Source organism: Streptococcus oralis (genome assembly GCF_026782285.1).
GTDB classification, from domain to species: domain Bacteria; phylum Bacillota; class Bacilli; order Lactobacillales; family Streptococcaceae; genus Streptococcus; species Streptococcus oralis_CG.
This window is the reverse complement of sequence record NZ_JAKUWG010000007.1, coordinates 91,564-104,700: the sequence shown is the minus strand read 5'-3', so window position 1 is coordinate 104,700 and position 13,137 is coordinate 91,564. Positions and strand designations below refer to the sequence as shown.

At 41.5% G+C, this 13,137-nt stretch carries 18 protein-coding genes; 2 read left to right on the top strand and 16 right to left on the bottom strand.

Features of this window, described 5'->3' with window-relative positions; genetic code table 11:
• Nucleotides 1-8 precede the first annotated feature (8 nt).
• From MK403_RS05615 to MK403_RS05540, 16 genes are all read right to left on the bottom strand, one after another.
• Entirely contained in the window at nt 9-209 is a 201-nt protein-coding gene (locus tag MK403_RS05615) for a CsbD family protein (protein WP_000051179.1), read from the bottom strand.
• A 101-nt stretch (nt 210-310) separates the two neighbouring features.
• Nucleotides 311-961 carry a DUF1803 domain-containing protein gene (locus tag MK403_RS05610; RefSeq protein ID WP_268709220.1) on the bottom strand — a complete coding sequence of 217 codons (651 nt, stop codon included), beginning with the start codon at nt 959-961 and terminating at the stop codon, nt 311-313.
• Complete coding sequence (locus MK403_RS05605) at nt 945-1,457, bottom strand: YiiX/YebB-like N1pC/P60 family cysteine hydrolase (RefSeq protein WP_268709219.1); 513 nt, start codon at nt 1,455-1,457, stop codon at nt 945-947. The genes MK403_RS05610 and MK403_RS05605 overlap by 17 nt, the downstream gene beginning before the upstream one ends.
• 85 nt (nt 1,458-1,542) lie before the next feature.
• Entirely contained in the window at nt 1,543-2,478 is a 936-nt protein-coding gene (locus tag MK403_RS05600) for a manganese-dependent inorganic pyrophosphatase (RefSeq protein WP_268709218.1), read from the bottom strand.
• 85 nt (nt 2,479-2,563) lie between these two features.
• Nucleotides 2,564-2,848, bottom strand: a complete 285-nt coding sequence (locus MK403_RS05595) for a GIY-YIG nuclease family protein (RefSeq protein ID WP_268709217.1) — start codon at nt 2,846-2,848, stop codon at nt 2,564-2,566.
• Nucleotides 2,838-3,584, bottom strand: coding sequence for a tRNA1(Val) (adenine(37)-N6)-methyltransferase (locus MK403_RS05590; protein ID WP_268709216.1), 747 nt, complete (start codon nt 3,582-3,584; stop codon nt 2,838-2,840). The genes MK403_RS05595 and MK403_RS05590 overlap by 11 nt, the downstream gene beginning before the upstream one ends.
• A 32-nt stretch (nt 3,585-3,616) precedes the next feature.
• Nucleotides 3,617-3,976 (bottom strand): S1 RNA-binding domain-containing protein, encoded by a 360-nt coding sequence (locus MK403_RS05585; protein ID WP_268709215.1) that lies wholly within the window; start codon nt 3,974-3,976, stop codon nt 3,617-3,619.
• Between the two features lies 1 nt (nt 3,977).
• Nucleotides 3,978-5,378, bottom strand: a complete 1,401-nt coding sequence (locus tag MK403_RS05580) for a bifunctional Cof-type HAD-IIB family hydrolase/peptidylprolyl isomerase (RefSeq protein WP_268709214.1) — start codon at nt 5,376-5,378, stop codon at nt 3,978-3,980.
• 81 nt (nt 5,379-5,459) lie between these two features.
• Nucleotides 5,460-5,969 (bottom strand): GNAT family N-acetyltransferase, encoded by a 510-nt coding sequence (locus MK403_RS05575; RefSeq protein WP_268709213.1) that lies wholly within the window; start codon nt 5,967-5,969, stop codon nt 5,460-5,462.
• 276 nt (nt 5,970-6,245) lie between these two features.
• Nucleotides 6,246-6,485: a 30S ribosomal protein S18 gene (rpsR, locus tag MK403_RS05570; protein ID WP_000068664.1), complete on the bottom strand. Its 240-nt coding sequence runs from the start codon at nt 6,483-6,485 to the stop codon at nt 6,246-6,248.
• A 31-nt stretch (nt 6,486-6,516) separates the two neighbouring features.
• Nucleotides 6,517-6,987, bottom strand: coding sequence for a single-stranded DNA-binding protein SsbA (gene ssbA, locus MK403_RS05565; protein WP_000609594.1), 471 nt, complete (start codon nt 6,985-6,987; stop codon nt 6,517-6,519).
• 11 nt (nt 6,988-6,998) lie between these two features.
• On the bottom strand, nt 6,999-7,289 hold the full coding sequence (gene rpsF / locus MK403_RS05560; RefSeq protein WP_001151782.1) for a 30S ribosomal protein S6: 291 nt from the start codon (nt 7,287-7,289) through the stop codon (nt 6,999-7,001).
• A 132-nt stretch (nt 7,290-7,421) separates the two neighbouring features.
• Complete coding sequence (locus MK403_RS05555; protein ID WP_268709212.1) at nt 7,422-8,630, bottom strand: MFS transporter; 1,209 nt, start codon at nt 8,628-8,630, stop codon at nt 7,422-7,424.
• 125 nt (nt 8,631-8,755) lie between these two features.
• Nucleotides 8,756-10,099, bottom strand: a complete 1,344-nt coding sequence (gene asnS / locus MK403_RS05550) for an asparagine--tRNA ligase (RefSeq protein ID WP_070696298.1) — start codon at nt 10,097-10,099, stop codon at nt 8,756-8,758.
• A 148-nt stretch (nt 10,100-10,247) separates the two neighbouring features.
• On the bottom strand, nt 10,248-11,426 hold the full coding sequence (locus MK403_RS05545) for a pyridoxal phosphate-dependent aminotransferase (protein WP_268709211.1): 1,179 nt from the start codon (nt 11,424-11,426) through the stop codon (nt 10,248-10,250).
• Between the two features lie 9 nt (nt 11,427-11,435).
• Nucleotides 11,436-11,912 carry a cell wall elongation regulator TseB-like domain-containing protein gene (locus tag MK403_RS05540; protein WP_125448611.1) on the bottom strand — a complete coding sequence of 159 codons (477 nt, stop codon included), beginning with the start codon at nt 11,910-11,912 and terminating at the stop codon, nt 11,436-11,438.
• A gap of 118 nt (nt 11,913-12,030) precedes the next feature.
• On the opposite strand from MK403_RS05540, the gene MK403_RS05535 reads away from it, so the two are divergent.
• Nucleotides 12,031-12,477 carry a MarR family winged helix-turn-helix transcriptional regulator gene (locus MK403_RS05535; RefSeq protein ID WP_268709210.1) on the top strand — a complete coding sequence of 149 codons (447 nt, stop codon included), beginning with the start codon at nt 12,031-12,033 and terminating at the stop codon, nt 12,475-12,477.
• Nucleotides 12,478-12,568: 91 nt separating this feature from the next.
• Nucleotides 12,569-13,117, top strand: a complete 549-nt coding sequence (locus MK403_RS05530; protein WP_125415314.1) for an NADPH-dependent FMN reductase — start codon at nt 12,569-12,571, stop codon at nt 13,115-13,117.
• Nucleotides 13,118-13,137: the final 20 nt, after the last annotated feature.

The following is a 13,137-nucleotide window of genomic DNA, read 5'->3' as shown; positions in this document are numbered from 1 at the left end:
TTGATTTTTTAGTCTTCTTTCTTAAATGAGTTTTTAAGACCTTCAACGGCACCTTCTACAGCACCTTTAGCATCTTCAACTACTTCTTTTGCTTTCGCAACTGTTTTTTCTACAGTGCCTTCTGCTTCTGTCTTGCTATCGCCAGTAACTTTACCAAATCCTTCTTTGATAGCACCAGTTGCTTGATCCAATTTATTTTCAAGTGACATAGCTCTGTCTCCTTTGCTTTTAATACGATAAACGTTATCGCTTACATTCAGTTTATGCTTATTCTTTAGCAAAGTCAAACAATCAGCTCAAAATGAAGCCATTAAGGCAAATAGAAAGTCAACCGTTCCTTATCAAAATCAGCAGCTAACTCATACTTTCCATCTTCTTTTTGCACAATATAGCCCAGGACGACCAAACTATCCACAAAGATATCACGGCGTTTCTGCATGAGCTGATCTTTTTTGAGAAACTTGAGCAAAAAAGTGGTCATATACTTGAGAGCATATTCAGGATTGACATCACCCAAAATGGTATAGAGTTCCAGCTGTTTTTCTGTCAAAGGATATTGGTGCTTGACCTTGTAGAAATAGTTGGATAGGGTCATCTTTTCTCTTGCAAAGTCCGTATGTTCGATTAAAATGGCTGCATTGGTTTGATTGCGCAATTCCGTCTCAAAAGTCTTCTCCACCAAGTCTTGATAGACTGGACTGTCCTCTCTGACAAAAATCTCTTTATCAAGGGCTAAATCATCCGTAGATTCTAAAAAAGGGAGATTGAGCGAATAGTGTTTATTTTCCCTTAGAATCAAGCCCGCCTTTATATACTCTTCCATGAGTTTATCAACTGCCACATCTGGAAACTGAGCCTTGATTTCTCGTAGAATCACATCGTCATGCTGGTCCAGATAGTCCACCAAATCTATAAAAAATGGTTGTCGAGTTAAACGGGAGGGATTAAAAATCTGAATCATGAAGATTCCTTTCTTTACATTCTAAAAGGGGGGATGCTGCTAGTTGACTAGGATTGGTCCCTGGTTGATTCAGAGGCACAGGAAGTTCGAGTTTCCTGTAATATTCTCTCCAAAAATCACTAATCTCCTGCTCCCCATCACCAAATTTCATCGATACGCTCTCAAAAATCGGTAGGATTTCAGCGATGTACTGGGAGCAGTAAAAGCCAGACCCATCTGGATAAAAAGAGGCATTATAGGGTGCACCCAAATGTTTGCTAGCTCTCTCCTTTACCAAGTCAACTTCCAGCTCTGGATAGACATAAAGGTCGTAGAGATGAGTCTGTTCAAAAAAATCAGCTGGTTCTTGGCAAATGACCCCTGCTTGCCCACTAGCATGGTAGATCAAACCGTCCAAAAAGATGGCTACATGACTATAGTTCCCCGTAGAAGCCTGGATAGCCTGTCCCATATCTGAAAGGTCCTTCACAAAAATCAAATCACCATTTTCTAACATCTTTCTCTCCTAGAAAAAAAGGAGCCGAAACCCCTTTAGCTATAAGGAAACGTTAGTTTCCTTGTTTAAGTTATCACTCAGGCTATTACCCATTAAAGCTTTCAGTCAACTGAGGCACCACTTGTTTCTTACGTGAAACAGCACCTGGAAGGAAAGCGTGGTTGTTTTCAAGTTTAAAGTTAAAGGCTGATTCTACCTTGTCCATGTTTGATCCAAGAGCAAGGATTTCTGAGTTTGAGTTGACGATATCTGTAATCATCAAGACAAAGTCAGAGTAGCCGTTTGCCGCATTAGCCGCTTGCATTGCTGCTTCAATTTCAGCTTGACGTTCCAAGACTTCAGCAATATCAACAGTATTGACTTGGGCAACACGAACCTTATTTCCGTTGAGTTCAAATGTCTTAGCATCGATGTCAATCAATTCTTCAGCAGATTTGCTAGCCAAGTTTGTACCAGCCTTGAGCATAGCAAGACCGTACTCTTCCAAGTTGACGCCTGCTAATTCTGCCAATTCAGGAGCAATGACTTTATCAGATGGGTGAGTTGTTGGAGATTTCAAAAGAAGAGTATCTGAAATCAAACCTGAAAGCATCAAACCTGCGATTTCTTTAGGAACTGCTACACCATGTTCTTTGAACATGCGGTAAACGATAGATGAAGCTGATCCAACTGGTTCCAAGCGCATGTAAAGTGGGCTTGCAGTTTCAAAGTTAGCCACACGGTGGTGGTCTACAACACCGTAAACTTCTACTTCAGCAATATCTGACACTGATTGTTGGAATTCATTGTGGTCAGTCAAGATGACTTGCTCTGCACCTTCTGCTTTAGCAGATGTGATAACACGCGGTGCTTCTACACCAAAATAGTTCAAAACGAAGGCTGTTTCTTCATTTGGAGTTCCAAGGGCAACAGCTTCCGTATCCAAACCGTATGCTTCTTTTGCAAGGTAGGCAAAGGCTACAGATGACCCGATGGCATCTGAGTCTGGATTTTGGTGACCAAATACTAGAATCTTAGACATGATAATACCTCTTTAAATTTATTCATCTTATTTTAGCACTTTTTTCCTCTTTTGACAAAAGTAAGAGGAGCCAAAAGACTCCTCGTTAGACATCAATATGGTTGACTAGATTTTTCTCTTGATTTTCGGATAAAAATCGTTCTTTCTGTGGACGTTTCTTGCGTTTGAGGAGAGCCTCTGCAGACATGGCTTCTTCCTTAGTGGCAAAACCCTCTACATAGATGAGTTTGACTGGCAAGCGAGCTCGGGTATACTTGGCTCCCTTCCCACTATTATGAACGGCAAGGCGCCTCTTCACATCCGTTGTATAGCCCGTATAGTAAGAACCGTCACGGCACTCCACCACATACATATAAGCCTTATAATCCATAATAAATCTCTTGAATTTCTGGCGTATAAGAACCATCATCATTGTGAACAATGAGTGGTGGCAGGACCTTGAAGCCACTTATCGATCCATCCTTGATAGCTTCGATTAAGAGCATATTGGCCTCCTTCTCTCGTTTAGGATAGACAAATTGCAGGCGCTTAGGTGCCAAATTGTGGCGTTGAAGCATGTCTAAGATATCCAAGAGCCGATCTGGACGATGAACCATGGCCAAACGGCCATTGGATTTGAGAATACTCTGAGCACTTCGACAGATTTCTTCTAGGTTAGTCGCAATTTCGTGTCTTGCTAGGAGGTAGTGTTCACTCTCGTTGAGATTAGAATGCGGATCCACCTTGAAATAAGGCGGATTGCACAAAATCATATCCACCTTACTTCCCTGAATGTGGGCAGGCATATTTTTCAAATCATCGCAGATGACCCGCATCTGCTCTTCCAAACCATTCAACTGAACCGAACGCTCTGCCATATCCGCCAAGCGCTCCTGAATTTCTACAGAGAGAATTTTTGCCTTGGTACGACTACTTGCAAAAAGTCCCACTGCACCATTTCCAGCACAAAAATCCACTATTAAGCCATTTTTAGGGAAGCGAGGAAAGCGCGACAAGAGAACACTATCCACCGAATAGCTAAACACCTCTCTATTTTGAATGATCTTAATATCTGTCGAAAAGAGCTGGTTGATGCGCTCTCCTGGTTTTAATAATTGTTCTTCCATATATTGATTTTAAAAATACGAAATCTAATAGACTAGTTTTTCTCTCTCAGATTGTTGAGGGCTTCCTTTGTCCAGATTGGCATCATTCGCCCAAGTGGTGCAAAACCGTGCTTGATACGATCATTTGAAAAACGTCTCCGTCTTGGTAGCTGGTGTTTTTCTTCCTCCAGAGTGCGAATAGATAGACTAGCTTTACCTGAAAATTCGTCTAAATCAACAACCTGAACTTGCACTTCTTCACCAATTTTCAAAACTTCATAGATATTTTCAATAAATCCTGTCCGAATCTCTGAAATATGGATCAACCCAGTCACCCCTGTCTCTAATTCGACAAAGGCACCATAGGGCTGGATTCCTGTAATACGCCCCTTTAGCTTATCACCAATTTTCATTCTAGTCCTCAATTTCAATCGTTTCAATTACCACATCTTCAACTGGTTTGTCCATGGCCCCTGTCTCAACAGCAGCAATGGCATCCAAGACCGCAAAAGATTCTGCATCTACCAATTGCCCAAAAACAGTGTGACGACGGTCAAGGTGAGGAGTTCCACCTTGCTCTGCATAGATCTCAGCGATTGGTTCAGGCCAGCCACCACGCGCAATCTCTTTCTTAGAGTATGGCAAATGTTGGTTTTGCACGATAAAGAACTGGCTACCATTGGTATTTGGACCCGCATTGGCCATAGAAAGGGCACCACGAATATTGTAGAGTTCTTCTGAAAATTCATCTTCAAAAGAGTTGCCGTAGATTGATTCTCCCCCCATACCAGTACCGGTTGGGTCCCCGCCTTGAATCATAAAGTCCTTGATAATTCGGTGGAAAATCACACCATCATAGTAACCGTCTTTTGACAGAGCAACAAAGTTAGCCACTGTTTTAGGAGCATGTTCAGGGAAGAGCTTGATACGCAAGTCTCCGTGATTTGTCTTAATGGTCGCAAGAGGACCTTCTACTGTTTCAATTTCTACTTGTGGGAAATGCAATTCTTTTTCTACCATACCAAATCCTTCTAAGGCATCAAAAATGCCATCTTCTTCTACTGTTTTTGTAATATAATCTGCTTTTTCTTTAATCTTTTCGTGGGAAACTCCCATGGCAATACTGATTCCAGCATAATCAAAGAGTTCCATATCATTGAGACCATCCCCAAAGACCATGACATTCTCTGGTTTCAAGCCTAGATGTTCCACCACCTTGGCTACACCAGTTGCTTTGGATCCTGAAATCGGCACGATATCAGATGAATGTTCATGCCAACGCACCATGCGAAGTTTATCCGACAATGAATCTGGCAAATGCAAGTCATCCCCTTTATCCTCAAAGGTCCACATTTGATAAATGTCTACTTTTTCATGGAAGTCAGGATTCACATCCAAGTTCGGGTAAATCGGATCAATAGCCTCACTAATCATTTCTGTCCGAGTGGAGAGTTTGGCAGCATGACTGCCAACCAAACCATAGTCAATTCCCTCTTCCTTCGTCCACGAAATGTAGTCTTTAACATCTGACTTCTCAATCTGATTTTGATAAACGACATTTCCTTTTTTATCTTCTATATAGGCACCATTCAAGGTTACAAAAAAGTCAGGCTTGAGATCACGAATCTCTGGAACCACACCGAAAATGCCACGCCCAGAAGCAATTCCTGTCAAAATCCCTTTTTCACGCAACTGCTTAAAGACAGTAGGAATCGTAGCTGGAATAAAACCTGTCTTTGACGCACGCAAGGTATCATCGATATCAAAAAAGACAATCTTAATCTTCTTTGCCTTGTATTTTAATTTTGCATCCATCTCTCTACCTCTTTCAATCTAACTCTTTCCATTATACCATAAAGTAGAGAAATCCCATATCTCCAAAAAATTTGCTATCTCTTATTCTAATTCCTTGGATAAGTACAAAACTAAATCATCATTATTTTGAATAGTGGCATTCATTTCCAACGGTTGGTTTCGATACCAAACACCCGTCCCATCTGGAATATAGCCACGTTTGATGTACAATCTCTGGGCAGGTCCATACCCTGAATGGAGACCAACACCAAGGGTCACCTTATCCGATATGAGCTTAACTCGTTTTTCTGCTTCTTCTAGCAGTTGATTTCCAACCCCTTGATTTCGAAAAGGCTCAAACACATTAAAATCTGATAATTCTGGATAGACTTCTGCAAAAGGACCATGTTTAGCAGAGGGCAAAATGGTAATGTAACCCGCTACAACACCATCAATCTCTGCAACTAAGACTTCTCTCTCCTTGCTTTTCTGTTCCAGAAAATATCTAGCCAAAATTTCCTCTCTACCGGGCCAACCTTGGCTGATAAATCCTTGAGATAGATTTTTAATGTCAGATTCTTGCATTTTTCTAATTGGACATTTCGTCTTCATAAGATGCTCCTTTAAAGCTTTCTCCTACCATTATAGCACGATAATTAAAAGAAAAAGACCTAGTAAGGCAAAAGAATCTTACTAGGTCAAAAAGTAGACGTTTCGAACGGAGCCCTGTAAAAGTCTGAAAAAAGAGGTCCGGTGGACCTGAAAAAAAGACCCAGTGGGTCTTAATTCGCTTTTTTATTTTCCAGCTCATGAAAAAGAGGTCCACTGGACCCTAACTCGCTCTCTCATTTCTATGCTCGTGAAAAAAGACCCACCCGGGTCTTTTTTTTAATCTTCGTTTACGAAAGGCATCAAAGCCATTACGCGAGCGCGTTTGATAGCTGTTGTTACTTTACGTTGGTTTTTAGCTGAAGTTCCTGTTACACGACGAGGAAGGATTTTCCCACGTTCTGAAACGAAACGGCTAAGAAGCTCAGTATCTTTGTAATCAACATATTCAATTTTGTTTGCTGCGATGTAATCAACTTTTTTACGGCGTTTGAATCCGCCACGACGTTGTTGAGCCATGTTTTTTCTCCTTTATAGTTTTAATTGTCCATTAGAATGGTAAATCATCATCTGAAATATCCAATGGATTGGTTGCTCCAAATGGATTTTCATCACGTGAAAAGTCAGGTACTGATTGTGTAGGTGCTGTATAACTAGCAGTTGGTGCAGAATAAGCTCCACCTGTATGTCCTTCACGCACGCTACGGCTTTCCAACATTTGGAAATTATCAGCCACGACTTCTGTTACGTAGACACGTTGTCCTTGCTGGTTATCGTAACTACGAGTCTGGATACGACCTGTGATCCCGATAAGAGAGCCTTTTTTAGCCCAGTTAGCAAGATTTTCAGCCTGTTGGCGCCACATAACGACATTGATGAAATCAGCCTCACGTTCGCCATTTTGACTCTTGAATGTACGGTTTACTGCAAGAGTAAAAGTCGCAACTGCTACATTTGATGGGGTATAACGCAACTCAGCGTCACGTGTCATACGCCCTACAAGTACAACATTGTTAATCATAATTTACCTTCTTACGCGTCAAGTTTGACGATCATGTGACGAAGAATGTCAGCGTTGATTTTTGAAAGACGGTCAAACTCTTTAAGAGCTGCGTCATCGTTTGCTTCAACGTTAACGATGTGGTAAAGTCCTTCACGGAAATCTTGGATTTCGTATGCAAGACGACGTTTTTCCCATGATTTTGATTCAACAACAGTTGCACCGTTGTCAGTCAAGATAGAGTCAAAACGTGCTACCAAAGCGTTTTTCGCTTCTTCTTCAATGTTTGGACGAATGATATAAAGAATTTCGTATTTAGCCATTGATATGTTCCTCCTTTTGGTCTAATGACCCCTAGTCTTTGCAAGGGGTAAGTGAGGTTTGCTCACAATTAACTATTATACTAGAAAAGCTAGTAGATGGCAAGAGAAAAAAGATAAAAGTGAAAAATAACTCTATTTCTTAGAAATAACATTCTCTTTTAGTTCCAAAAATCCGGCCATCTCTTTCAAAATGAAAAATAGCAAAAAGCTGGCTAGTACTAAAATGAACCCTAAGTAAAGAAAGGATACTACAAATCCTAGATAGTCAATCAACCACCCCGTCAGAGGAAAAATGACGATCATACTCAGGCTGAACATCATAGAGTAGACACTTAGCATGGTTGCCCGTACCTCACTTGGGAGTCGCTTTTGTAAATCGTTGTCAAAAATCGGTTGAAAGAGAGCATATAAGGCGTTACTAATCAAATAAATCAAAATATAAATCAGTGGCGTTCCAAAGTAGGAAAGTAAGTAGGTCACTCCCGTCAAGAGTACAAGAATGGGAAAGAGCTTTAAGGCTGAATACCTCTTTCCAATCTTACTTGCTAGATAAACTGCCCAGATATTCAAAGCACTGCCCATCAGCATGACCATCGAAATCTGCCATCCTTCTAGGTCAGGCAGTTGATTTTGATAGTAAAAATAAAACATACACATAAGTGTTCCGATGATTTGGGACAGAATCATCCAGCCAAAAAGACTGGGATTTCTCTGCAACTCCTCTTTGACAGTCAACATAATCATTTTCATCGTCAAACGCTCAGATTTTTGCGCTTTAACACTAGGCTCTTTTAGCATCCAAGTTAGAAAAAGAACGATAATCGAAGTAGCAATCATGATATAGTAGGTCAAGTGCAATTGACCATGGACAAAAAATCCTGCTAAAACCGTCCCTAAAGACCGAGTTCCTTCTGCGACTCCTGACATAAAACTTGAGATAGATAAGTAACGCTCTTTTAATCCAGCCTCCACGGCTGAATCATAAACCATGGCTGCACTCGTCCCCGAATCAAAATTATAAGACAAGGCACTCACCACCATAGCAAGTGCATAAATCAAAAAATTACCTTGTCCTAGTAACATGAGAATAGACGACGCAATCCCAGCTATTCGACTTAAATACAGATTGGTTTTATAGGAATAGCGGTCAGCTAACATTCCCGAGGGAATTTCACAGATGACACTGGTAGCATGAAAAATACTTTCCAATAAGCCAATCTGCCAAAGTGACATCCCATTTTGACTGAGGAATAGAATCCAAAAGCTGGTAATGCCCAAAAAGGCAAAAAATTCCACACCAGCCATGAGACCAATATTCTTCCGATAATTTGGTTTAAACATAGTTTCTCCTTTAACAAGTGTATTTGTATCTTTGTGTTTGTCACTTGTTAAGCTGTGCTTTACATGATCTCCACCTCTTCTTTCTTCTACTTTGAAAAAACGCCCTAAGGGCGTTTGGATTTATTTTATGGTTTGATACGGTGCAACATACGTGGGAATGGAATGGCTTCACGGATGTGTTTAGTTCCAGCTGCGAAAGTTACCATACGCTCGATACCGATACCAAATCCTCCGTGTGGCACTGTACCGTATTTACGAAGATCGAGGTAGAATTCGTATTCTGTACGGTCCATACCAAGTTCTTCCATCTTCGCAACTAATGCATCGTAGTCTTCCTCACGCATCGAACCACCGATGATTTCTCCATAACCTTCTGGTGCAAGCAAGTCTGCACAAAGCACGCGCTCTGGATTTCCAGGAACTGGTTTCATGTAGAAGGCCTTAATAGCTGCTGGGTAGTTCATGACAAATGTTGGTACACCAAAGTGGTTTGAAATCCAAGTTTCATGTGGTGAACCAAAATCATCTCCATGTTCCAAATGCTCGTAGTCTGCATCTTCATCGTTTTCATGCTCTTGCAAAAGGTCAATGGCTTGATCGTAAGTGATACGTTTGAAAGGCTCTGCAATGTAGCGTTTCAAAAGCTCAGTATCACGTTCCAAGGTTTCCAAGGCTTGAGGCGCACGATCAAGAACACCTTGAAGAAGGGCTTTAACATAAGCTTCTTGCAAGTCAAGCGACTCATCGTGTGTCAAGTATGAGTACTCTGCGTCCATCATCCAGAACTCAGTCAAGTGACGACGTGTTTTTGATTTTTCAGCACGGAATACTGGACCAAAGTCAAAGACACGACCAAGAGCCATGGCACCTGCTTCTAGGTAAAGCTGACCTGATTGGCTCAAGTAGGCTGGCGTTCCAAAGTAGTCTGTTTCAAAGAGTTCAGTTGAGTCTTCTGCCGCGTTTCCTGAAAGAATAGGGCTATCAAACTTCATGAAGCCGTTCTTGTCAAAGAACTCATAAGTTGCGTAGATGATAGCGTTACGGATTTGCATCACTGCTACTTGCTTACGAGAGCGGAGCCACAAGTGACGGTTGTCCATCAAGAAGTCAGTTCCGTGTTCTTTTGGTGTGATTGGGTAGTCTTGAGATTCACCGATCACTTCGATGTCTGTAATATCCAACTCATAGCCAAACTTAGAACGTTCGTCTTCTTTGACAATTCCTGTCACATAAACAGAAGTTTCTTGGCTCAATCGTTTGATGACATCAAACTTCTCTAGACCCACTTCCTCACCGAACTTTTCAATAAAGTTTGGTTTGAAGGCAACTCCTTGGAAAAAGGCTGTTCCATCACGCAATTGCAAGAAGGCAATTTTCCCTTTTCCAGATTTGTTGGCAACCCAGGCTCCGATGGTCACTTCTTGACCAACGTAGTCTTTTACATCAATAATCGTTACACGTTTTGTCATAATCTATCTTCCTTTATCGTTAATCTTGTCCGAAGACATCATTACCCACTATTTTACCATAAATAGATTGCGATAGCTAGGTTCTACTAGAAATTTCAAAAGTTTTTAGCCACAAAAATCTTCGCCACTATGACGAAGATTCTGAGTTTTATTTTTCCATAAATTGATGCAAACGGCGAATAGCTTCTTTTAATGTATCCAAGTCTGTGGCATAGCTGAGACGAACATTTTCTGGTGCTCCAAATCCAGCTCCTGTGATCAAGGCAAGGCCGACTTCTTCAAGGATAGCAGTTGTAAACTCTGTCACATCGGTATACCCCTTCATCTCCATCGCTTTTTTAACATTCGGGAAGAGATAGAAGGCTCCTTGAGGCTTGACAACTTCAAATCCTGGCACTTGGCACAAGAGTGGATAAATGGTATTCAAACGCTCTTCAAAGGCTTGGCGCATGGTTTCAACAGAGTCTTGCGGTCCAGTTAGGGCTTCAATGGTAGCATATTGCGATACAGCAGTCAGGTTGGAGGTTGTTTGTCCTGTTAGTTTGCTCATAGCAGCGATAATTTCAGGATTTCCCACAGCATAACCTACCCGCCAACCAGTCATAGCATAGGCCTTAGATACACCGTTAATCACGATGGTTTGCTTGCGAATGGCTTCTGACAGACTAGAGATTGGAACAAATTCGTTCCCGTTATAAACCAAACGACCGTAAATATCATCTGCTAGGATAAGGACATCATGCGCAACAGCCCAATTTCCAATAGCCGAGAGTTCCTCACGAGAGTAAATCATACCAGTCGGATTAGATGGCGAATTGAGAACCAAGACCTTGGTCTTATCTGTTCGGGCTGCTTCTAGCTGCTCTACTGTTACTTTAAAGTGATTGTCTTCCTTGGCCTGGACAAAGACTGGCACGCCTTCTGCCATCTTGACCTGGTCTCCATAGCTGACCCAGTATGGTGTAGGGATGATGACCTCATCACCTGGATTGACCACAGCCATAAAGAAGGTGTAGAGAGAGAACTTAGCACCAGTGGCAAAGGTAACTTCGTTGGCTGCTACAGAATACCCATAATGGCGTTCAAAATAGGTATTAACCGCAGCTTTTAACTCTGGTAGGCCTGAAGCAACTGTATAGAAGGAAGCTCGTCCATCTCGAATCGCTTCTACCGCTGCATCCTGAATGTTTTCAGGAGTATGAAAATCAGGCTGTCCCAAGGTTAAGAAAAGAAAATCCTTTCCCTGAGCTTTTAATGCTTTGGCTCTTGCATCACTGGCTAGAGTGACGCTTTCTTCCATTTCTAGTACACGTTTGGATAGTTTCATATGCCCTCCTTATTGGATCACTGCTCCTGTTTCAAAGTCGACCAGATAGTACTGGTTTCCTGACTTAACTTCCCAAATCGGCTTGTCCTGATAACGACCAAAGGTGATCTTGTCAATGTCGCTAGCTCCTTTTTCCCTCGAAATCGTCGCTGCCTTGTCTTGAGAAATCCCCTTATCAAGCTGATAGACATAAATCTTGTGGTCATTCTTTTCAATCAGTACGGCAATGGCCTCTTGCTTTTTATTATGTCCCAGAACACTGTAATAGCCCTCTAGACCATTGTAGAAATCAACCTGGTCTGTCTTTTCCAATTCTGCGTACTGCTTGGCCAGTTTTTCTCCTTCAACCCTAGCATCTTGATAGGGTTTCATGCTGAGTGATATCAGATAAAGGAAGGAAGTGGTCATGACTAGTACTACCAGAGCAATGCCGATTCCATACTGTAAAAGTAGCTTGTTTTTTGCTTTTTTCTGTCTTAGTTTCACTCGTCTATTTTACCATCTCTCCTCCTTTATTACAAGTGAAGACAGGAACATTCTAAGAATCTTTTCCTATAAAATATAAGTTCTTGTTTTTCTCTCTCATTATTGATAAAATAGCCTTATGAAACAACATTTAAAAGAGAAAATTTCCGATAACCAACTAGATTTAAAAACAGCTATAGTCCTCAATAAAGCCATACGAACTTTTAAACCATATGAAGCCAAGGCTGCTAAAGAATACGGGCTAACACCCACCCAATTTTCAGTTTTGGAAACCCTCTATAGCAAGGGGGAACTGCGCATTCAGGATTTGATTGAAAAAATGCTAGCCACTTCTGGGAACATGACTGTTGTCATCCGAAATATGGTTCGAGATGGCTGGATTTCTAGAACTTGTGACCCCAAGGATCGTCGCTCTTTTTTCCTGAAATTAACACCTGCAGGACGCAGAAAAATCGAAGAGATTCTTCCTGACCATATCGATTCTATCGTAGAAGCACTCAGCATCTTGGAAGATGGCGAAAAGGAAGACTTAATCCGCATTTTAAAAAAATTTAAAAATTTGTGAGCAAAATTATTGCTAATTAGTATTATTTGTTGTAACATAGACGGTAACAAAAGAGTTCGCTCTTTGAATTTTAAACTAAAGGAGACATATCATGTCTAAAAAAGTATTATTTATCGTCGGTTCACTTCGCCAAGGTTCTTTCAACCACCAAATGGCCCTCGAAGCTGAAAAAGCACTTGCTGGAAAAGCGGAAGTTAGCTATCTTGATTACTCAGCTGTTCCTCTCTTCAGCCAAGATCTGGAAGTTCCAACTCAGCCAGCTGTAGCTGCTGCTCGCGAAGCAGTCCTTGCTGCTGATGCAATCTGGATCTTCTCTCCAGTCTACAACTTCTCTATCCCTGGAACAGTGAAGAATTTGCTCGACTGGCTCTCTCGTGCCCTTGACTTGACAGATACACGTGGCTCTTCTGCCCTCCAAGACAAGTTTGTTACTGTCTCATCTGTTGCCAATGCAGGTCACGATCAACTCTTTGCTATTTACAAAGACCTCTTGCCATTTATCCGTACACAAGTCGTTGGTGACTTTACAGCTGCTCGTATCAATGACTCTGCTTGGGCAGACGGAAAATTGGTGTTAGAAGAAGCAACTGCTTCATCACTTGCAAAACAAGCTGACGACCTTCTTGCAGCCATCAACTAATCAAGCAAAAACCAGCTCGA